This is a genomic window from Butyrivibrio sp. AC2005, assembly GCF_000424145.1.
In the GTDB taxonomy this organism is placed as follows: Bacteria; Bacillota; Clostridia; order Lachnospirales; family Lachnospiraceae; genus Butyrivibrio.
Genome location: NZ_AUJI01000018.1, coordinates 83,360 through 106,545, shown reverse-complemented (window position 1 = coordinate 106,545; position 23,186 = coordinate 83,360). Strand labels below are relative to the sequence as shown.

The window sequence follows — 23,186 nt, the reverse complement described above, 5'->3', positions numbered from 1 at the left end:
TCTCCTAATTCTGCGTTACACGTCTGTAATACAGATCATTTACATGTGCCCAGTCATTGTAAGATATGTGCCAATTGGCCTTTTTACCGGGATCGTAAACATATAATCCGGTCATGTCATAACCCATTCCTACAAGGAAATGTCCATTTTTCGTTCCGTGAAGTACTCTTCCATCCTCACCTGATGTCCAGAATCCTCTGATATGCAGTATAACAGGCCTGTCAGCCTCTATTTCACTAATGACTCCTTCAATTACACTTGAAGCTATATTTCCACTGGAGCTTAGTCCGAACTCAGCGAGTGCATCTCCTGTACGAAGGCTTCCTTCAGAATTTACATGCTTACTTACTTCTGTGATCGGAATATGATATCTTTTGTAGTACATCGCTATCATTGCCACAGAACAGTCAAGGCATCCAGAAAACGCCACAGTCTCATTGGACTCACCTCTTTTAATGGTGTCATAATCAGCCTGATTTATGTATTCATACATATCAAGGATCTTCCCTCCTTCAGGAATTTCAAAACCTCCAGGTGGTGGTGTTTCTCCAGGGGCTTCCTCCCATTCTATTTCATCAAACTTATCGTTGTATGTGATCTCTATATAGTACCAGGGGCTTCTGCCTTTACCCTGCCATCCCTTTTCCTTAAGCCATTCATTGTCTCTGACATCCTGCCATACAGGACTGCGATTGTTTCTAGGCTTGTTGTAAGAAGGGCCAAGCGGGTCATTTCCATCAGATACTACATAGCCGTCTATCGAATAATTAACCTTATCATCACGCTGATATATCCTAGTCACACGTTCAATATATTCAAGCATATACAGGTTCTGGTGCAGGTAAAAATTCACATGCTTCTGATTGGATGCTGCTACGGGGTCTGTGGTATTGAACGCCATAGCAAAGAGCTCTCTAAGTCCCATTGGCTTAACTGTTACCTTGACATAGTATTCTTCCCAGTAGCATGTAGCGCCATCCCATGTGATGGAATCAGGGGCTCCTTTACACTCTTCCGGCGAATCATACTCATATGGTTCTGCAACAACAGTTTCTATGTAAGTCGTATCATCAGCATCCGTATTTGGATCATTTTCCACCACGACTACTTTCTCTCCCCTGTAGACAGGAACCCATTTAAGTCCAAGCTCATACATGTACTTATAGCATTCCTCTTTTTGGAGATATTCCATAAAGTCACTGTAGTTTACATCTCCCCAGTCAAATCCATAATGTGCTCCATTTGCTACAGTATCCGTCATGCTGAATACTGCAAATATTTCTGCAAAGTTCACATCATCATATCTGGGGTTCCATGTTTCATAGGTATGTCCATAAAACTCTGTGTTCGGAATCAGTACATCACCAATAAGGGGTGTATGGGATTTTGAACTTAAATCATATGGCCATCTGTTCTGATAAAACGAATCCAGTGATCTGTCACTATCGTAGGGATGAATGCCTATACTTCCTGTATGCTTTTCAAGCTGCTTAACAACATTCCAGCAATGCTTTCTTATCGCATTTGAAAAGGTCTTACGGAGTCCTTCCTTTGTGCCATCTCCGTATTTTTCATCACCTTCACCTTTTCCAAACGTATACTGCCAGATGGCATTTTTGAGTGGAAGCTTATTGTTAAACTCCATAAGCACAGTACCATCCTTATACCGTTCACCTGCCGGAGCCATGTTCTTCCCTTCAACGACTGTGTTCTGAAACTCTGTTTCCTGTCCGACCGATACTGTTGAAGCAACTCCTTTTGAAATAAGCGTCCCACATATCGTCGTAAATCCTATTAACAAGATCACAATCACCAGGAATACTGCATTGATTTTCGTTCCATCTGGATCATCCTCATCCAGTGAAATATCGGTTTCTTTCTTTACTGCAGAAGCCAGTGCTATAGCAGCACCAATTATTGCTCCAACGACAATGCCAGCAGGACCACCGGCAGAACCTGCAGCTGCACCTTCAGCAACTGCCCCGCCTGCAGCAACTCCTCCTGCGGCTGCACCACCTGTTGCAGCTCCGCCCGCTGCAGCACTACCTGTTCCGGCTGCAACTGCATTTACCCCGGCTGCACCTGCAGCTCCTGCCGCACTGGCTGTACCAGCTGTCTGCGCAGCTGCCTGGGCTGCAGATTTAGCACCCTGTTCAGCTATATGCTTAGCTATCCTGTTTCCAACCTCATCCTCAATCTTGTCCTTTATCTTATTATCAAGAGGCCTGGCAACGGTTTTAATGTCTTCTTTGGCGTCTTTAGCATCGTTTTCCATATTCTCACGAATACTAAAATCATCTGTCATTATCTTCCACCTTTCCTGCCATTATTTCTTCTGCCTACCTTAGGTTTGGATTTATTTCCATTATTGAAAGTTCTATCTCTGGCTTCATCATTTTGCTGCTGTTCTTCCCCAAATACTGGGTTGTAGGTTCTGTTACTTCCATAATTTTTCTTAGTGGAATCATAGGATTTTCCAAAATTCACATCATATGCGACTCTGTTACCTGAATAATTCTCAGAAACAAACATAGCGCTTCTTGGATCGTCGTTCCTGCTGGATTCTGCATATATTCCCTTATCTGTTGCTGTAATGATTGTCTGTATCTCTCCCTTTGTTGCGGTTGCCTGATATACTCCAGGTTTTCCTTCAATCTCCTCAAAGGCTGAAACAGAATCAAAAGCTCCGTATTTTTCCCTATTACTCAAGATTTCATCTCTGATGCTGTTTCCATATGTGTCATCTTTCGAGCTGTATGCGCTTACATTATTTCCATTTGCATCGCTTATATGAGCGTCATATGTTCCATCACTGTTTCCATCAAATCTGACATGGTAATTACTGCTGCTTCCGTCATCCCCTGTAACCGGAACTGTATAGTCACTGGGGATAAATGCATCGGCTGTTCCTCCACCGGTTATGCTGCTTACCGCTTTCTGGGCTTCTTCTGACATTAAAGCTTCATCATAGGCTATTCCCTGTGGCACATCAAAACTGGTACTTTCCCCTGTGTCTGAATTTGTAAGAGTCGCAGTTGAAGAACCATCAGCGTTATCACTAAATGCTACAGATACCGTGGATGCTGCATATCCGCTATCAGCTGTGGCAAATGCTCCATATTCGGAAGGTGTAAATTCTGTCACTATGTCACTATTAGTTACATTTCCAATAGCTGCTCTTGCTTCATTCGATGACAGGGCGTCTTCATAAGTTGTTCCAACAGATACATCAAAACTTGCTGATTCACCGGTTGAATTATTTGTGATCGTTCCGGTTCCTGAACCATCATCATTTGCTTCAAATGTTGCTGAAAGTGTCGCCCCGGATGGATTCTCATCTAATGAAATAGCGCTGTACTCACTTGGCGTAAAATCAGAAACCTCTGCTCCACCGCTTATACTGCTGATTGCATTCTGGGCTTCCCCTGATGCAAATGCTTCGTCCAGTGTTGCCCCTTCATGTACATTAAATGCCGCTGATTCACCCGTATCCATATTAGTCACTATTCCTGTCGCAGAGCCATCATCATTGCTCTCAAATCTTGCAGAAAGTGAAGATACAGAACCATCTTCGCCAACTGCCTCTGCGCTAAATCCAGTTGGCGTAAACTCGGTAATATTTCCACCCGTTCCAACACTGCTAAGTGCATTCTGTCCTTCTTCTGAAGTAAGGGCATCATCAAAAGTAGCACCTTCAGGAACAGTAAAGCTTGCACTTCGTCCATTTTCTCCTGTTATAGTAGCCGTGCTGGAACCGTCGCCATTAGATTCAACGGTTGCAGTAAGTGACTGCGCTGAATCTGAGTCATAAGCAGTAGCACTATAGGATGTCGGTTCAAAGGAAGATACTTCACCACCACCGCTCACACTGCTTGCTGCATGCTTTGCATCCTCTGAAGATAATGCATCTGAGTATGACGTTCCCTCCGGAACATTAAAAGAAGAACTTTCTCCGGTCGCGCTATTAGTGATTGTTGCTGTGGAAGATCCGTCAGCATTAGTTGAAAACGTAGCAGCCAGATATACATCTTCTCCATTACTGTTCCTGGCAGTTGCTGTATATCCTGTTGCTTTCATGTCTCCAACATCTGCTACCCCGGGCTGGCTTAGTATTTCTTCCTTGGCCTCTGCCTGCCTTAATCCATCACCACTTACGGAGTTTAGATCAGCAGCGGCTGTAAACTCTCCTCCTGCTATTGTGCCTACCTGCTTTCCGTTATCGTAAACATTAAAAGCATCCTGTCCGTTACTGTCCCTTCCATCCTTCTCAAGATATGCATTGTCGCCAAGACCAAGGCCGTTCTCCTGTGCTCTGCCAAGTGCATCAGCAGTACTCTGACCGGCAACATCAGCGGCATCGGATACGTTGCAGGTTTCACCATTCTTAAGTGTATTATCACAGTGAAGTCCCATTGCCATGCTTTCATCACCGATCATCTGACTTGAATCGAATGCCCTCGCATCACTGATGATTCCGTTTACATCATGTGTTTTGGGTTTTCCATTCTTATCAAGTACAGGCATTCCATTACTGTCGAGCTGAGCTTTTTCTCCACTGATCCTGATTCCGGTATGCTGTTTGCCATCAGTTCCTCTGAACTGGCATACGGAAGCGTCATTAACTTTGATTCCATTCTGGGCAGCCATATACTTGGCTCCGGCAAGTATACTGTTATCAGAAAGGCCATTAAGTGCATTCATGGCATCCCTGTTTCCAGGATTCTTTGCTGCAAAGTTCATTATCTGTGCAGCATCCTTGGGTGTTACAAGATCATCAGAAAGCTTCCTGCCCTTTGCACCATTCATTGCTGCCATCTGCATGATTCCACCCTGGCCTGGATTAAGTGCATCAAACGGACCAGCTGCCATCTTGGTTCCAAGTCTGAATATGTCAGGATTATTTGATGCAAGACCTCTCGCCTGAAGAAGACTTCCACCGGCTTTTCTCGCATCATTAGCCAGTCTCATTGCATTGGCTATATTCCGTCCTGCACCTCCTATGGCATTTCCTATCCTGGATCCGCCCGTAGCTACGCCAAGTCCCATGCTTCTTAGCATCCCGTCAAATTTGAGTCCGAAAGCAAGCAGCTCAAGAACAAATATGTACTGGATGAATGTAAACTTATTTCCTCCAAGTACCGCAAAGAAACATCCCTTGAACCAGACCATGTTAAAGATCATTACCAAAAAGCTGCAAAACATTGTTCTTAAATAGGATTTAAATATTGATGAGGTATTATTTGATACTATTGTTCCTCCAAAAGCGGCAAACAACAGCAAAAGCACTATCGTAACGATGTATCTTGAAACCATCTCGCAGTATAGTTTCAAGAACCCTTTGATAAGTTTCCAGATAAGGATGAGCTGAATGATAAGGACTATTAACCCTACTCCCGGGAAAACAAAGTCTAATACTACTTCTTTGCCGAATATTTCCAATTTATCGTCAGCTGTTTTTGCAACTATATTCAGAAACCCTTCCTCTTTCATCATGCTTTTAGATAACGAATAGGTCATGGATGAGAAAACATCATCTATTATTTTTATTATGGTTTCATATATCGGCTTATGCTGGTAACAGATAGCTATCGCAATGCAGTATCTTGCGAAAAGGCTGATAGGAGTGTCTCTGGAATCTGTTATTTTTCCACTTAGAAAATAGATGCAGATGCCAAAACCAAAAATAAGTGTCGCCAGGAACATTCCGGTGAATATGGAAAATCTGTCGATAAAATCTGCAAGTGAGACACTGGCAAAATTTGTATTGTCAGTAAAGGTTTTGAGCTGGGGCCCAAGCGGTTTTAAGATAACATTGAAGAACCAGTCGATCAGTGCCCCTATTGCCTCTCCAAGTGACTGATTTATCGATGTAAATATCTCATCAGTTATGTTGTCTGTAATCTCACCTGCGATCCAGGTGAAGAACCCGCAATTAACCCTATACGATAAGAGCGCCAAAAAAAGCCATGTCAAAAGAATTCCATAGAAGATCTTCTTACTTCTCGGGATTGAATACAGATATTGCTCAATCATGTTCTACACTCCTTTATGAAAATTTATAATATCATTCAAAATATATTTATTATTATATTATATGCAAAATTATATTGTATTGACAAGAAAAAACTCCCACATATCACATATACGGGAGTTTTTCATACCATTCCATTTTGTTCTCTGTTAAGATTTTTTTGCACTGAACAAGTTTTTGATTGTCTGAACAACATCAGCATTTGCAGTGTCACAGAGACAAATAAGTACAAACGCAAGGCAGCATCCGATAAGGATACGCTTTTCTGCATCAAATGTCTTCTGATCCCTGGTGAAGAACATTGCCACTGCGCAGATAACGATTGCAAGCGGGAATAACTTTTCAGCAAGTTCCATCAGCCTTCCTCTGAGATTGTCTGTTACAACCCCTGCCTTGTCAAACGCATCTGTTGAGTAAACAAGGTAGCTTGCCCTTGCCACTGCGATCGCCCCAAAAGCTGATGCCTTCATTGCTGCACTCTTTACAGCTTCATTCATTCTTGAAGTCATGTACAACTCCTCCTTTTTATGTTTTTTGTTTTTGCAGCATATAAAAAGGGCGGTATTTTGCAAAAAAACAAAATACTCGCCCTAATTAACAATCACTACTAAATATAACAATAATAATATAATACCAAAAAATATATTTGTAAACAGTATATTGAATCTTTTGCCTCAGCACACTCCAAATGCTTTCAGTGCATCCTTCATATCTCCAAGGTCTTCTGCTTTGAAAGGTTCTTCATCTTCCTCATCTTGTGGCTCTTCTTCTGCCCTTAAGAGCTGTGGCATAGATGTTATTTTGTCCATCGCCTGGTACGGAACCTGCTGCATCATTACAGGCTGCATCATCATTCCCATCTGGGGTAACGGAGCTGTAATACCGCCTTTAACCTGCTCTTCAAGCAGTCCTATGATCTTTTTGAATCCTTTATCATCAATACATTCCACATTGATTCCGATTTTCTGGACATAGTCATGAACTAAAAGCCCCAAGAACTTTGCCTGCTTATGTCCGCATAGTTCAAGCACTTTATAGCACTCGTTCTGATACGGATCGCTTTCATTCAGATAAATTGTTTTCTGCTTGTAATCTTTTGCAGTCTTATATTTCTTTTTCTTCTCAAAAGGCATAGCATGTTCCTTTCTTATGCTCCAAGGCAAAGAGCATAGGCCTTGGCATTGGCATTCACATCTTCTAGTATCTCAGGGTTCTTAAGCATGTTACTGTTCTCTATCTGTTCTCTCAGAAGGAGTCCTCCACCGCCATAAAATACAACAGGATAGAGAGAAAGCTTTGCACCCTGTTGGATGCATCCATTTATTATCTCCTCAAAATGGGCATCTGCACCCTTTTTGATCAGAGAAATAAATTCATCCGGCAGGCTTGTTTCTTCATCCAGAAGCACATCTTCGACAAGGTTTTCATCAAGGATTTCTCCGAACTGCCTCTGAACCTCTGCACTGATTTTCCTGTACATCACCCTTGTTCCAAGTGGCAATGATACACAGTTGTTTACATCAGGCTGTCCGTTTACTACAGGAACAACGTCTGTCGTTCCCCCTCCGATCCCAACAATGTAATATCTTTTCTTCTTAGAGGTCATGCAGTGCTGGTTCTTGTACACAGCCACAAAATCCTGCGGGAACAGTCTAATGGTCTCAACCTCAAATCTGAATGAATAGTTCTTGTATCTGAATTCATTTACACCCGCGAACTTCTCTTTGTAATAATTCAAGGTCTTTGCAGCATAGGCATTAAAATGTCCTGGCGGAAGTCCGACTCCTAGCCTTATGTGGTCATACTTATCAAGCTCCTGCTGGATATCTCCTTTCCCGACATTTTCTTTTGCTATAAAAAGAAGCTCTTCTGCAATTCCAAGAATCGTAAGGATAAGGCACTGGTCATTCTCGGTCTTATCTGCCACATATGGCTTTCTCTCTGATATCTCCGGAACGAAGTATTTGCCATTGAATTCCAGTATTCTTGTTGCGATTTCAGGTTTGCTTGCGTATTCCCTATAGCCGCTAGGGATTGATGTGTGTGATGTCTTGGTGTCGTAATTGCCTACGTCCACCCCAATGTTGATAGATTTCATTACATCGTTTCTCCTTTCATGTTGATATAATATAACATAGCATATATATATTTATATATCAATGCTTTTATAATAAAATATTCCTTTTTCACTTAAACCACCTTGTTTTAGCATGATAGAGCCTTTTTTTAAGACTAAAGGTCCACCGTGAACCTCATTTTACTTGGGCCATTTTCCAATAAAAAATGCCAATTAAACATGAAACAGCCTTTTTTCACATAAAAAAAGAAGGAGCATCAACTCCTTCCTTCTATATCTCTATATTCTTTAGTTGTCTAATAACTGTTTTTCCAGATCCTCATAGTTATATGAGTTCTGAGTAAAACTGTTAAATTTGTTTCTCTTTACCTGCTCAGACTGATCTTGAAGACCTATCATCTTACACAGGTATTTCAAAGGCTCTTCTACCGGTTCATGGGTCATGTCATCAAGACGTTTTCTGAATGCGACAATAATCTGCATCATGTCCTTTGCATCCTTACCACATCTCTTAGCCTGGTCACAAACACTGACTATCTGTTCATCTGTAAACTGGATGTCCGATGACTCAAGAAAGATCTTCACCTTTGAAAACAGTGGATCATCTGTCTTATCTTCCAGTTTCTTTACTTCGCCCGCTGATGAACCGATGGACTGCTTATTCTTGATAACAAACTGATATCCGACTGTTACACCGTGATTTTTACGCTCTGTATAGTCAAAAGTGAAATCGCATTCCTGAATAGCATTTATGCTCTGCTTTGCAGGCTCCAATGCCCTTCTCTTGATGTCATTTGTCTGATATGACTTCGGTATTGAAAACTGGTATTTGAAATCATCTATTGAGATAGTAAATACTCCTTCAGGTGCTCCCGGATATTCCCTGAATCTCTTCTTTGATTCAAGGAACCAGTATAAAGCGATCGTATATTTACCCTGTAGCTGTGTAGTAACCTCCAGCTTTCCATAAGCACCATGTACTATTCCGGAACAAAGAGCGAGATCCTTGAAAAAATCCGTAGGAACAAATTCAATATACGCTACATCCGTCCCCTTGCTCTTGGCTCCGTGGTAATGAAGTACATCAAACCACGGGACAGTTACTTCATCATCTCCATCAAACTCAAATTCCAAGTGCCTTTTCTTTAACTTTTCCGTACCCTTTTTGAAAATCTTGTAAATATAACTATTGTCGCTGTATTTTACAAATCTCTGGAAAGAAGCAGGTTCAAGCCTGTAAGAATTATTCTCAGGAAATGTTGATATCATTCCAAGAATGGAATCAAATACGATATTCTCCTCCGTGGAAAATTCCATCTTGCAGTGCATAAGAAGTACATCTGTCCTGTAAGCAATGCCGGCTCCTCCTTTTTTTAGAGGATTCTTATTATCCTGCAGTGCAAGGAGCTTGATCAGCGTATCATGCGCATTATCTTTGAATGTTTCTACAAAACTCGAAACAGAAATGGCTTCTTTTATATATTCTTTTAATCGTTCTTCATCCTCTGATACGACAGAAAGACCGTTTGCATCGACAATTTCAGGCTTTAATTCATCCTGATCAATGATCCCACCCTCTGTGGTAAGTGTCGTCTGATGCTCGATCTGTCCCAGAGAATCTATAAGAGGCCGATTTTTGTTTTTCATGGCCATTGTATTCCCCCAACTAATTCCGACAAGAAAAACATATGTCTTTTCTTAATACTATCTGACCGGCATGTGTTTGTCAATAAAAGGCAATTGGAACATTTGTCGGTTTTACTACTGATTCCGACAAAGAGCGCGCTTGTCTGTTTTAGCCCCTAAGCCGCATTATTACTGACTTTTCTATTGGATTATTTGTCGGATAACATCACGTTAACATTCTTCCAGAAGCTAAAATCTGAATGTCTTTTCCATTGGAAAATCTGTCGTTTAACGCCAAAAAACGACATTTTATTTATTTGTCGTACAGATTGGATTTTTTGTCGTTTCTATTTCATCTTCTGATGCTCACATTATACAAAAATGTAGAAAACATCTGCCTTTATAATGAAATACTTCTCTTTTTATTCCAGTCTGAATCCCCAAATAGGTGATTGGATAATTTGTCGTTTTTCGGAAGATATTCTTTATTGGAAAATACGTCGGTTTAATAATAAACGACAAAACATCATAGGAAAATCTGTCGGATTGATAGTAAAAAGCTTGATTTTATAGGAAAATCTGTCGGATTTATAATAAAATACCATTCTTTTATAGGAATTTCTGTCGGAAACCGACATTTAAATCATTTGTCGGAACAGATTGAAAACATACTACTCACACATTTAAAGCATGTAATCTCTTAAAATACCAGCTTTTTATTGTAATATGGACTTATTTTATAGGAAAAAGTGTCGGAAACCGACATTAGGAAGATTTGTCTTTTTTACATTGGATAATCTGTCGTAGTCATAGGATGATTTGTCCGTCTTACTAGGATTATCTGTCGCGGTATTTTGGATAATCTGTCGCTTATTATTGGATTATCTGTCGTGACAGAAGTCTCAGAAACCGCACTATTACTGGGATTATCATTTATCCTTATACTATCTATACTATTTTCTTTACTTTTATTTCTACCTTAGACAGATTAATAAAAATAAAGGAGCCTTTTATGACTCCTTTATAACCCATTTCATAGATTATTTTCAAGATCTTTGATGATCTGTCGTAATTCAGACAGTTTTTCTTTAATTGCTTTTTTGTCTGCATTACTTTTTGCCATGTTTTTATAACTTTCAATCATGATTCTGGCCTGATCAAAGCCTCCAAGATTTATCGATACATACTCTTCTTCATTTGCTACAAGGTCATCAAAGCTTATTGTCTGACCGTCTTCAATACTATCTTCTCTGACTATAAGGGATGAAAGATCCTCGACTTCATACGATGTATCCTCAGAAGGCTCATTCATGGGAAAATCATTGTTTTTATTTTGAATTTCCTTCTTCTGAGCATTTTCTTTAGTCTTAACCATGGTGTTTATTATCTGCTCTACCCTTGTTCTTGAGAAAAGGATCTCGTCCTTATCGACTTCTTCCTCGCTTATATTTTTTTCGTCAGCTTCCAGTCGGATAAGCTTGTTTAAAAGTTCCTTCTGTTCACTTTTGGTAAGACTTGCTGCCTTACTAAGCGATGAATAGGGGAAATTTGGCTTCTTGCAGTATTCCTGTAACTCTGGAATAAGCTTCAGGATTACAGAATACCTAATTACATTGGTCGGAGTAATGCCAAAATACTCTGCAGTAGCAAATTTCTTATTGCCTTTGAAATTTGGATCTCTGTCGAGAATGCCTTTGTAGAACTCTATGGCTCTTGCCATATCAAGCGGTGCAAGCTTTCTGTTTGCTATATTACTGCTAAGGAGTATAAGATCCCTCTGGGTTTCTGATTCTATACCGGATAAGACATCTGCTGGAATTGTCTTTGAGTTTAAAAGCTTCATGGCCTCATAGCGTCTGTGGCCTGAAAGAATTTCGTATCTTCCATCATCCTTTTGATAAACGAGAATCGCGGAAGTAAATCCTTCTTCTTCGATGCGCTTTGCCAGGCTCTCTATTTCATCCATGTTGAAAATGCTTGTATTTTCAGGATTGTAATCTATTTTATCCATACGAATATCGGTGGATTTTCTCTTTATTTCTGGCATATATTTGCTATGCTCCTTTCAAAGCTCAGTATGCATGATAAGCAGTAATCATTTTACTCAAATTCTTTTTCAAATGCTCTTGCTGCATCGAGATATTTCTTGTTTTCTTCAATATCCTTTTCGATAAGGTGTCTTATGTAGGTTGCAAGACCCACGCTTTTTTTGCCGGTCTGCTTTTCATGCCTGCGGCAGAGATATACAAGATCTTCTCTTACACCATCACCAATATTAACTGATATAAAATCACGCTCCATCGGATTTTCACTTGGTTTACGGCCGCGTCTGCTGGTCTGAGGAGGAATATTTTCTTTTTCAGGGACTTCAACTATTACAGGTACCTCCTCTTTAGGTGCTTCTACGATTTTTGCCTCAACAGGTGCTGTTTCTACAACTGTTTCTTTTACCTTTTCTTCTGCAACAGTTTCCTTTACCTTTTTATCTTCAACAGGCTTTTCTGCTTTTACAGTCTTCTTGTTCTGTCCTTTGATATTCAGTTTATCTAATCCTGCAAACATATCATTCATCGCTGATCACCTCCAATAATTCTTTAGCAAATGCCAAATAGTCTTTGGTTCCGTTGTTATTTGCACCGTATTTGAAGATTGAACCCTGTGCATTTAGTATTCTTTCTTCGGATTTGTCTTTAGGGGTGTCAATATTCTTAAAACCATGTACGCTCGGGATTGCGGCAGTATCTCGTATTATTGTATTGAACTTATGGATAATTGTTTCATCGAGATTTTTAAACTGCTCATATGTTTTTCTGTGCGGAGCTTTTTTCTTGTCGTACTTTGTAAGAAGAAGGCCATAGATTTCAAGGTTTGGATTAAGCTCTTCTCTGTCCTCGATAATATTTCCTATAAGTGATACCAGTCCATCAATTGCGAACTGCTCAGGCTCCATGGGAATTACTACTCCGTCTACAGCAGCAAGTACGTTATCCATCATTATTCCGGCTGTCGGGCCAGAATCAATGATTATTACTTCATAGTCGTCTTCTATTTCTGCTATTGCATTTTTGAGCTTGTTTTCACCATTTTTACCAACTACAAGGTCAGCTGAAGCTTTTTTGAAATCATTATTGGATGGAACAAGATCTCCCATTGCATTACCAGTTATAACAACATCTTTTAAAGGCACTTTCTTGATTATGCTGTCATAGATTGTTTTTTCAGGTGTTCCAACGTTAAAAACACTTGTTGTGTTTGCCTGAGGATCAAAGTCGATTATAAGTGTCTTATATCCAATCTGTGTGAATGCATCAGTCAAACAGATTGCAGTTGTTGTTTTCCCGACGCCACCTTTTTGATTAACTATTCCGATTTTTAAGGCCATTTTATTTCCTCCTGATGTGGGATAAATGTAAATATGTAAATATGTGTGACATAAATACATATTTACATTTTTGAATTCATATTTAATGTGTTAATGTCACTGATAATAAATGTAAATAAAAATTATATGAAAACATATTTATATAAAAACAATCACACACAAATACATAATAACATAAAAAAATGAAATAATAAATACATAAAAAAATGAATACAAAGTTACATATAAACATAAAATAATAAAAATATGAATACATAATTAAATAAAAACTATAATACACAAAAACATGAATGAATAAAAACATAGTAACATAATAACATAATATATAAAATACATAAATACATAATACAATTAATACATAAAAACATAAAATATATAATACATAAATACATATAAATATAATAACATAATTACAATTAAACATAAATGCATAAATACATAATTATATAATTACTGTATAGAAATATATATGTTTTGCATAGTGACAATATTTAATATTTATATATTTACATAATTACATAGTGACATAAATATAAATGTAAAAGTACTAATAAATGCAAAATATGATTATGTATTTATGTGTGACATAAATACATAAATACATTATTGCAAATTTTGGCAGAAAAAAGGAAAAGATACGTAAAATAATCGAATAGCCTTATTTGTGAATATTTGGACGAATAGAAGGATTTTTTTTATTTTGGATAATTATATCAAAAAAGATTTTAAAAGCACGTTAAAAGGACAAATATAAAGAGCCGATCATGATACACAAGTGTAATCAGAATCGACTCATTATTTTGACACAAATTAAAATGCCGGCATATCAAATTTTGTAAGACTATAGAAGCATATTCTTGTGATATTCTCGTTTAATTGCATCTGTCGAATATCAGATACGTTTTCATCAGAAACATATGTATCAAGAACATCAAATAATTTCACATAGATGTCTGTACCCTTGCATGAAAATGCAAATTCACTATTAAAATCTTCGTATGCCTCTTTGATGAGTTTTTCCGGAAGGCCAACTTTGTGTCCGATATTGTAGACAGTATCAGCTGGGTTGCTGATCTTAATACGTTCCATTTCATCTAGATGCTCAGAGCATTCCATAAAAGAAGCAAAACAGGAGAGAAGATTGGTTTTAAACTTATCCATGTCAGCGCTGCCGATATGTTCAAGTTTAATAGGTGTACCAATACTTATCTGATTTCCTGTTTTTTCACTTCTGATGAAAGGGTAGATGTTTGCGCCGGAAAGACCAACATCTGAAGTGAGTACCTTTATGTGTGCATTGTAATCGGTAGTGTCAATCCCAATCCTGCCAAATGCATCCAAAAGGTTGCTGTCAGTTTCATTATCCTGGAACAGAAATTCCGCAGATGATGATTCGTGAGAAACAGTCCCTTGTACATAACGTACATATTCGAATTTGTCGCTCAGCTCCTTTTCTGTAATGTCTAAAAGATCTGAGAAAGGAAGTCTTACATAGTCACTTGACAAATCTGCAAGTACAAGCTCGTCACCTACTAGCAAAAGGCTTTTTCCTTTTGTATACTTGGTGAGCATATTGCATATTGCAGCCTTATCAGTAGGGCTGACTTCATTCCTTGACCTTGTTTCTTTTAAGGAAGTAAGCGCAGGACATGTACCTCCGACACGTTCCAAAACACCGCGGTAAGCAGTAGGACCTACAGGATAGCATTTCATATCATGTTCTGAAGGATATTTAAGAGCGAGTTTTGTGTCCTCCATCTGATCTGAGATGGTTTCATCTGTGACATCTTTAGATATCTGAAGGTCATCCCTTATTATCGGGATGCAGATAGGGTTGTCCTCAAGAGGAACATATTCTCCATCAACTGTGTCATATTCCACCCAGCTGTATGACTTTTCCTGAAGAGTGTTAAAGTCCCTGAGTTCTGTAATGCTGCCAAATGTCTTTGTTTCTTCCTTGCTAAGTAATTTTGCCATAATGTGATTCTCCTTTTCTTAAACTTGATTTAGGTTAAGTGCTGTATATGAGCAGGTTGAGCCTGCTACATAAGATTGATTTATATAAAAAGAGCCAGAGCTCTTTGTTTTTAAGAGCACTGACTCCTTGCAAAAATAAAAGCCCTGGAAAAACCAAGGCTCTACAAACAATAATATATAAATAAATACTAAAAATAACATTTATAATATACCATTATCTGTAGTTTTTGTAAATGTTATGATTTCAGGACATGCATGAAGATGGGATTGATTATTGTATAAGTGTTTTGATTTAACTGGCTTATTGATCCGTCATCAGCATATATCCTTACTATGTCTCCGGTTTTATAGCTGGATGAAAAAGCTACAGGCTGTGTGAATTTTAGGCCTTCCTCATTTTCAAGGAGAAGGGTACATGTCTTTGAAGTCGTTGCCTCTTTTGAGAGTGCCCCGAAGAGCTTGTTTTCTTTTCGCTCAAGATCCATGCATTTTGCATCGACTACAAGAACCTGGTTAGATAGTGATTTATATATCTGCCATATCACATAGAGAGCATATCCTGCAGCTATTAAGAAGGCAAACAGGATATAAAGCCATTGCCTTATGAAAACGAAAAAGACAGTGCAGACTATAAATCCAACTGCTGTGAACGCTAATTCTTTTATAAAGTGATACTGATAGGGTGTATCAAGATCTGAAAATGAAAGTTTCGGTCTTTTAGGAATAAACTTAGTTAAATTCATTGGTGCACCTCATCAAATCTGTACGTAGAATATGCAGTATGTTATAAGCCCGGCGATACATACTGCAGAAAGGCTTATTTTCAGAATCACATCCATATGAGATGTTTTAGTGACTTCGTCCAGGATTGCGGGAAGCCTGTCATCATAGTAACCATCGTGGTTTGGATCATAATCGGGTTTTCCTTTTCCAAGTGAGGACTTTGTCTGTGCAATCCGTTTTGTCTTAGGCATCGGGGTAATGGTTTTATTAGAAATATTCCTTTCGCCTTTTATTGTTGGAGCAGCAAGGACTTTTCCTTTTCTTCTGAGCAGAGGAGCGGACTGAACAGGAGAAGGAACTTCTTCTGCAGTGTCTTCATGCTCATCCTCGTAATCCTCGTCGTCATCGTAATCAACTGGTGCTGTTTCAGCTAATGTAGTTTCATCGTCTTCATAATCGTAATCTTCGTAGATTTCCGCATCCTGGAATGCAGATACGTCATCCTCGTCATTTTCGTACTCTTCAAAAAGTTCATTTGATTCAGGCATTGGGTTTTGCTGAACTGGTTTATGCTGAATTGGTGTGGCAGAAACCACAGGATTCTGTCTGACTATTGTGTAGTTCTTCTTTGGGGTGACTTTCCTCTGCATTGAGGAAGGAGCAGCAGTAGAAGGTGCTTTTGATGCAGGTGGTTCCTGTTCAGAAGTGCTTTTGTTCAAGCTGCTCTCGCCTACCTTAGTAAATTTCTTTTTCATCGGTCTGGGAGATTGTGCATCTGCAGACGGCTTATTAGCGTACTCAGGATTTGGAGCTGCACATTCAGGACAGAATTTAAAACTAGAATCATATATACTTCCGCAATTACAAGTGATCTGTGACATGGTTTGATTCCTCCTTATATTTATACATATATTATATTATTATATATATTTATGCAAGAAAAAGGCACATCATTTTGATGTGCCTTGAAAAGGAATAGTAGTAAGGATATTATTTCTTTTTTGCTTTGTTCTGATTTCTTTTTGCCGTTTTCGTTGAACTAAGTGTGGCTTTTCTAATGCCGAGTGCTCTGTAATATACATCCAGTCCTTCATAACTAAGAGTAAGTCCTCTGTCATTTATTAAACAGGTCTTTTCAGGAGTGTGATGGTACCAGCCGCTGACCTGTCCTCGGAGGAATGGATCAAGTGAGATAGATTCGATGTATACTTCATTCATATTCTTGATGTCTTCAAGACCGAGATAGTAATTAGCGCTATCCCTGTTAGTTGCGAGTTCCTGCGGTACTGTTGTGCTGTAGGTGAATCTTGCATCAAGAGCAATTCTTAGGTTGTCATGAGGGCAAGCAAGTACCTTCTGCTTATATAAAAGGATTCCCCACTGGGGTGATATTGAACCGGTAGGACCGCTGATAAACACAGGTTTTCCGTCATAGTCCTTTAATTTATTGAAGGGGATCTTGATCTTCCTGTCCTGGATAGAGGTCACATTATCACCATCTTCATCGCCTCTTTTGTCTGAAAGACCGAGGATATAATCAGAAGTAACGTTGTAAAAAGCGCTTAATTTCATAATGTCGGTGGTGGTGGGGAGCACTCTGCCTGTCTCCCAGTTAGATATAGTCATGGATTTGTATACAGTATTACGTACGGAAAAATCTGAAAACCTTGCACAGAATTCCTTTTGATTAAGACCAGCTTCAACTCTAAGGCTTTTAAGTCTTGAACCTGTTATTTCGTTTCCTATATTTGCCATTATTTTTAAATCCCCTTGTTTACATATATATATATTTGTTTTAGACATAATTATATCTGAATTATATCACATAATATAGAAAATAATAGATGCTAGCGAGATATATATAGCGTAATTCACTTTAAAAATAATAAATTTGGCAAATATAGTAGCGGCATAATTACCATTAAGGTCCACCGTGAACCTTCGCAGAGGAGACGCTTTCGTTGACATTTAATATAATTATATATATAATATATTCAAAAATTTAATTATGGGAGCTAAACATGAAAAGACTGATAAAGATGCTATTCCTTACTGTTATGGTTCTTTTTTTATATGGTTCGCATTTTGGCATAATCTTACATGCTGAGGGCGGTAAAACCATAATGGTTCCGGTCAATAAAAACTACACTTCCGCGAAATTCACCCTTACTTTTGAATACTATGATGATTATGTGGTGGTAATAAAATCACCCTCTGGAAAAGAATATAAGGGTGTTGTCTCATCTGATTCCGCCAATGAGGCTGAATGTGTTGTAAATGATGTTGAGATAGGGCAGTGGGAGGTACATATCGATTATCCGGAAATAATTACAGCTGGTGATACGCCGGATGGTTCTGATGAGGGCGCTGATTCCGGTGAAGGAGAAAATCTTGGTGAGGGAAATGAAGGCATATCAGAAGAGCCTGTGCAGCGAAGGGAAATAAGTCCAGTCAAAGTCCAGCTCCAGGGCTCAACAGAAACTCTTGTAGATGTGAATGAGGATTTAAAGGTAGTAACGGATATTGCAGGACTAAAAAAGTACTTCAAGGATGACAGCTTTGTTGCTGAATGGACAGATACCACATGCGGAACAGTAAATGTTGAAGTAGTAAACGCAAAGAATCTTCAGAAGATTGATACAGCTCGGATCCAGGGAAATTATTACTCATGTCCCCTGGATCCAAGTGTACAGGAGATAATGGTTACAATTGTTCCGGCAGTAAGTTCATCAGTGGAAGGAACCGGAAGTACTTTTTCTTTGAAATTTGACAATAATCCTGATGCTACGGTTACCTATGAAGATCTCACGATCACAAACCACGACACTATAAATGTGTCATGTGAACTTAGGGATAAGTATAGTGTGGAAGTATTAGTAAACGGGAAGGTTGAGGAAAGCACAGAAACACTAGACCCCGGAATATATGAATTCCAGGCACCTATTGAAGTTGGAACTAATGAGATAGTAACTTATATTGTTGATGAAGACGGAAATATGAGATCTACAAAGCATACCGTTGATAAGGATGTTGTAGGTCCTTCCCTTGAACTTGTATCCTCTTATGAAGATATAGTCACAGAAGATCAGAATATAACGATAGAGGGAGCCGTAAGTGATTATAACACCCTGATGATCAACAGTACGGAGGTTGAAGTTGAGGGTGATAATACTTTCAAATATGAGTACAAACTTAAGGAGGGTGTGAATCAGATAGCTGTCATCGCATCTGATGAAGCTGGAAATGATACTGAGTATGACATTGCTGTTGAGAGAGTAATACCTGAGGAAAAGCCGGTTCCATGGCTTAAGATCATTATATGTGCTGCGCTTTTTGGTATTCTTGTCATATATGTATTTGAAGTTATAAGAAGAAGGAATAATCCGGAAACGTATGAAAAAAAGAAGAAGTTAGAGGTCGAGGAACATACAGAATATGATGATGTTGACATCTCAGGCCTTACCAAGAAAGAAAAGAAAGACATTATGAAAGGACCTCATGTAGTATGGGATATTCTTTCATTCGCGGTTCCGCTGCTTGCTGCATATATCATACTTACGTATGTCATAATGGTATCAGTCATACAGAGCGGTTCAATGGAGCCGACACTTGATGTAGGAAATACAGTCTTTTATAACAGGCTTGCTTTTGTAAACCATGAACCTTCCCGTGGAGATGTCATCGTCTTTTACTCGGATGAGTATGCATCTTATTTTGGAAAGAGGATCATAGGACTCCCTGGTGATAAGATCAGATTCCAGGACGGATATGTAGTTGTGAATGACCAGTTCTGTGATGAGACAGCGTATATACCTTCTGAGGCAGAAACAAACTGTTCTAAAGAATTTGAAGTACCGGAAGGGTGCTATTTCCTTCTTGGAGATAACAGGGAAAATTCCAATGACTCAAGGTACTGGCAACAGCCTTATATATCAAGGGACAAGATAATGGGGAAATATATGGGACAGATAGATTTCAGTTTTCAAAGGGATGTCCTTAAGGCGTTTTAAATATGTGTTTTTGAATGTGGAACGAAAACGCATCATATGGTTATTTAGTTAAAGGCGGAAGTGTACTGCAAAAGGCGCTTCCACTTTTTTGTCTGGCATGAGATTCAGATTGCAATCGGTATAATAAAAAGCTGACAATTTTATTGTATTTTTATGTATGCTTTACCAGTATTTAACACTAATAAGTGATAATTAGTATGGTGGATTGTGGCTCTTTATAGAGCTTAGAAGATTAAAACGTGGGGGTATATATGAAAAACAGATTGTCTATCCTGAAAACAGCATTAGCGCTAATACTAGCCATTTCCCTAAGTGGATGCGGAATAGGTAGTAGTGTAGAAGGTTCAATGGAACCGAGAGAATCGAGTGATACAAAGGATGCAGATGCTTTGGAACAAGAAAAAGCAGATGAAGCTGAGGATCCATCCAAAGAGCAGAATAACACCGACTCTTCAGATATATCCGAAGATGATAAGTCTGATTCCCCTGTATATATGATAGCTTCTAAAACAGTCAGCAAAGAATATGATGGGGATAAAAAATTTACAGATCCAGAGCTGGATAATTCCAAGGGCATACTGTTTGAAGGCGAGTATGTCAACGTGATTATGGCGGATGGATATGCCGATAAATATGCAGCCTTGTATGAGGCACTTAAAAGCAGGGCCAAAAAACGAATGGAAGAAGACGATAAACGAGCTTCAGACGTGGCAGAAGATATAAAAACCGAGTATGAACAGGCGATAGATGAAGGATATGGGTTCATAGGACCGTACTGGTATCGGGAAGGAGCAAGAATTGCACGTACGGATGATACGGTATTGAGCATGGTTCTAAGCTCTGATGAGTTCTGGGGCGGATTCCATAATGATTATAACGAAATTGGCTTGACCTACGATGTTGCTAGCGGAAAAGAGCTTAACCTTAATGATGTTGTTAAATGTACAGAGGAAGAGCTTAATAAGATTGTTGCTGAAAAGCTACATGCTTCTGCAGAAGATGATAATCAATTTGGAGACCTTGAAGAGTCGCTTTCGCATTATAAATTTGATCCAAAGCCAGGAGCTGATGATGAGGATTATGAAAAGTCAGAATTTCCATATAACTGGTATCTTGCAGGCGACGGTTTACATATAGTATTTAATGCGTATGATATTGCAGCATATGTTTATGGAGCATCTGATGTATCTATAGGGTATGAGGAATACGATGGCATTATAGATGAAAAGTATTATCCGGATAAAACCAAGGGATATATTCTTCCTTTGCGGACCTTTTTATATAGTGATGAAGACTCAATTGAGGGAGATGGCATAAAACTAAGCTGTTCCTATAATAACGATAATTTGAAAGCAAATAGCCTTACAGTGCATATTGAAGGTAAATCCGCGACCATTGAAAAAACATTCTCTGTCAAGGAAGACTACAATCAGTATTACCGGGTGCATAAGAGTGATGGCAGTGAGTTTTTGTATATAATCATCTGGGAACCTGATGACTGCTATGACCTGTTCATATTTGAAGTGACAGGGGATGTGCCTAAGGCAGTTTCTGTTGAAACATACAAAAGAAACAAAGAAGATTATGAGGATGGGTTCTTCCTGTATAAGGCGTTTACTGACCCTGATATTGAATATGCCGAGCAGACAGGGGACATGCTTATTGATCAGGCGGATGAAAGCATGGAATATGATGGGCAGGATAGTAGCGTGGCAACGGAGGGTGATTATCTTGCACTTTACAACGAACTGTTACAAAAAATGGTTTCCGGCGAGATATTGATGGGTGATGAAGCGGAAGTTTTTGAATATAGCTATGCTCAGAATCCGGGATATGCCATATATGATGCCGATAAAGACGGCAGAGATGAACTGTTTGTCACAGCTTATATAGATAATCAGTGGCATGCATATACTATCTATTATATAAAAGATGGTGAAGTAACTTCTGGAGGTACATATACTGGATACATGCCAAGTGAAAATCTATGGATAAATGGATTTGAGTATGCAGTGGATGCTTATACTTTTGATTCAAAGGAAGGCCAAAAGAGGGTATGGCAGATACTTTATCCAGTTGATGATGATGAAGGGGTAAGTACAATAACCTATGAAGGGCAGGAACCGCAGGAAATATCTGACAGTGAGGAAAGTGCTATTTTTTCAAAAGAAATCCTTGAACCTGCAGATATACAATGGAATAAATTTGACAAAGACACAGACCTTACGAAATAACATATTTCAGAAAAATTCAGAAGTCTTATAGACCTAACAAGTTAGTAACTGTGCGCTTTAATGATATATTTGACCATGGCATTTAAGAAAGGATAGGAAGGGGCTGCCACTTTGTGGCAACCCCTTCTTTTAGATTAGGACTGTTCATGCAAATTTAGTAAGATATAAATCATCACCTTTTTCTGCGACTTCAGCAGTAAATGTTAGTGTCTTTTTAGCTGAAACGCGAGATGTAAGCTGAGACTCGAAAGATGAAAGCTGTTTCTTGTCAGTTATCTTATCCATCAGACAGATAAGCCTTCTTTCAATACCATTATCAGTTACATGGCAGACCTTGATGTTGTTCTTGCCTTTGACAGGTTCGAGAGCACTGGTCGCAACAAGCTTTATGGTCTTCATCTTTGTTTCTGTCACAGCGTTCTTGCTTTTTTTTGTAACATTGTCCGTTCCTACGAATGGCACGTCATCCACAGCATAGGAGTTTGTTACTTCTTCAACTTCGCTGACATCATCTGCAGTATTTTCCTCTGAAGATGCATAAGTATCTTCGCATTTAGGCTGATAGTCAGACTTCATGTTTTCCACGGTATATTTTCTGGACATATAATCTGCCTCAAGAAAGCTCCATTTATATCCAAGTATCTTAAGGTCGTTGTAAGTGCAGGGCACTCTTAAGGATAAAATGGGACTGGAACCCTTTACCTTGATAAAGGCACCGGTATCATTCTTTTCGGCAGGAAATGTATGGGCTGTGAAAAGAACTTCTCCTGATGATGCAGGAGAAATCTCAAAATAACGGGAGATAGGTTTTCCATTATTTCCTGTAGCATTTCCGCCAACTGGAGACTGCCAGACTGCTTTCGGGTACTGGTCTCCTTTAGCCTTCTCTGTCATTATGGCTTTAATGAGTGAGCCATTTCTGATTCCGGCCATAAGGATCGCACCAAATTCCTCAGCTTCCATGTAACAGTCTATGTGGTTTTTGCTGTTGACTTTGTCTACAAATGAAAACTGGATCTTTCCAATCTCAAGGCACTGCTTGATCTTCACAAATGTCTTTTTTCCATAATAAGCTGCCAGTAAGTTCTTTTCTTCGGTCTTTCTTTCTGTTCTTTCGCTCATGATT

16 protein-coding genes are annotated in these 23,186 nt (G+C 38.9%); 2 read left to right on the top strand and 14 right to left on the bottom strand.

Going from position 1 to position 23,186, the window contains the following annotated elements; genetic code table 11:
* Positions 1 to 4: 4 nt before the first annotated feature.
* The 13 genes from G602_RS0106415 to G602_RS28655 form a co-directional block, all read right to left on the bottom strand.
* Complete coding sequence (locus tag G602_RS0106415; RefSeq protein WP_026658249.1) at positions 5 to 2,305, bottom strand: C39 family peptidase; 2,301 nt, start codon at positions 2,303 to 2,305, stop codon at positions 5 to 7.
* Positions 2,305 to 6,033 carry a hypothetical protein gene (locus tag G602_RS0106410; protein WP_026658248.1) on the bottom strand — a complete coding sequence of 1,243 codons (3,729 nt, stop codon included), beginning with the start codon at positions 6,031 to 6,033 and terminating at the stop codon, positions 2,305 to 2,307. The genes G602_RS0106415 and G602_RS0106410 overlap by 1 nt, the downstream gene beginning before the upstream one ends.
* Positions 6,034 to 6,180: 147 nt before the next feature.
* Complete coding sequence (locus tag G602_RS0106405; protein ID WP_026658247.1) at positions 6,181 to 6,540, bottom strand: hypothetical protein; 360 nt, start codon at positions 6,538 to 6,540, stop codon at positions 6,181 to 6,183.
* A gap of 165 nt (positions 6,541 to 6,705) precedes the next feature.
* Positions 6,706 to 7,164, bottom strand: a complete 459-nt coding sequence (locus G602_RS0106400) for a hypothetical protein (protein WP_026658246.1) — start codon at positions 7,162 to 7,164, stop codon at positions 6,706 to 6,708.
* Between the two features lie 14 nt (positions 7,165 to 7,178).
* Positions 7,179 to 8,129: a ParM/StbA family protein gene (locus tag G602_RS0106395; protein WP_026658245.1), complete on the bottom strand. Its 951-nt coding sequence runs from the start codon at positions 8,127 to 8,129 to the stop codon at positions 7,179 to 7,181.
* A gap of 267 nt (positions 8,130 to 8,396) precedes the next feature.
* Positions 8,397 to 9,755, bottom strand: a complete 1,359-nt coding sequence (locus tag G602_RS0106385; RefSeq protein WP_196808603.1) for a replication initiation protein — start codon at positions 9,753 to 9,755, stop codon at positions 8,397 to 8,399.
* Positions 9,756 to 10,767: 1,012 nt separating this feature from the next.
* The gene (locus G602_RS0106380; protein ID WP_026658243.1) at positions 10,768 to 11,781 is read right to left on the bottom strand and encodes a ParB/RepB/Spo0J family partition protein; all 1,014 of its coding nucleotides are present in this window, start codon (positions 11,779 to 11,781) and stop codon (positions 10,768 to 10,770) included.
* Positions 11,782 to 11,834: 53 nt separating this feature from the next.
* Complete coding sequence (locus tag G602_RS0106375; protein WP_026658242.1) at positions 11,835 to 12,305, bottom strand: hypothetical protein; 471 nt, start codon at positions 12,303 to 12,305, stop codon at positions 11,835 to 11,837.
* Entirely contained in the window at positions 12,298 to 13,116 is an 819-nt protein-coding gene (locus G602_RS25480; RefSeq protein WP_049945087.1) for a ParA family protein, read from the bottom strand. Before G602_RS25480 ends, G602_RS0106375 begins: the two co-directional genes overlap by 8 nt.
* Positions 13,117 to 13,926: 810 nt before the next feature.
* Positions 13,927 to 15,093, bottom strand: a complete 1,167-nt coding sequence (locus G602_RS0106365) for a hypothetical protein (protein ID WP_026658240.1) — start codon at positions 15,091 to 15,093, stop codon at positions 13,927 to 13,929.
* A gap of 236 nt (positions 15,094 to 15,329) precedes the next feature.
* Complete coding sequence (locus G602_RS0106360; protein ID WP_026658239.1) at positions 15,330 to 15,836, bottom strand: hypothetical protein; 507 nt, start codon at positions 15,834 to 15,836, stop codon at positions 15,330 to 15,332.
* A gap of 12 nt (positions 15,837 to 15,848) precedes the next feature.
* Complete coding sequence (locus tag G602_RS0106355; protein WP_026658238.1) at positions 15,849 to 16,697, bottom strand: hypothetical protein; 849 nt, start codon at positions 16,695 to 16,697, stop codon at positions 15,849 to 15,851.
* A gap of 109 nt (positions 16,698 to 16,806) precedes the next feature.
* Positions 16,807 to 17,571: a helix-turn-helix domain-containing protein gene (locus G602_RS28655; protein WP_049945086.1), complete on the bottom strand. Its 765-nt coding sequence runs from the start codon at positions 17,569 to 17,571 to the stop codon at positions 16,807 to 16,809.
* 266 nt (positions 17,572 to 17,837) lie between these two features.
* On the opposite strand from G602_RS28655, the gene lepB reads away from it, so the two are divergent.
* Positions 17,838 to 19,826: a signal peptidase I gene (lepB, locus tag G602_RS28650; RefSeq protein ID WP_049945085.1), complete on the top strand. Its 1,989-nt coding sequence runs from the start codon at positions 17,838 to 17,840 to the stop codon at positions 19,824 to 19,826.
* Positions 19,827 to 20,077: 251 nt separating this feature from the next.
* Positions 20,078 to 22,060, top strand: coding sequence for an RsiV family protein (locus tag G602_RS0106340; protein WP_081675856.1), 1,983 nt, complete (start codon positions 20,078 to 20,080; stop codon positions 22,058 to 22,060).
* 144 nt (positions 22,061 to 22,204) lie between these two features.
* Here the strand turns inward: G602_RS0106340 and G602_RS0106335 are convergent, their stop codons facing one another.
* On the bottom strand, positions 22,205 to 23,182 hold the full coding sequence (locus tag G602_RS0106335; RefSeq protein ID WP_026658236.1) for a hypothetical protein: 978 nt from the start codon (positions 23,180 to 23,182) through the stop codon (positions 22,205 to 22,207).
* Between the last annotated feature and the right edge of the window lie 4 nt (positions 23,183 to 23,186).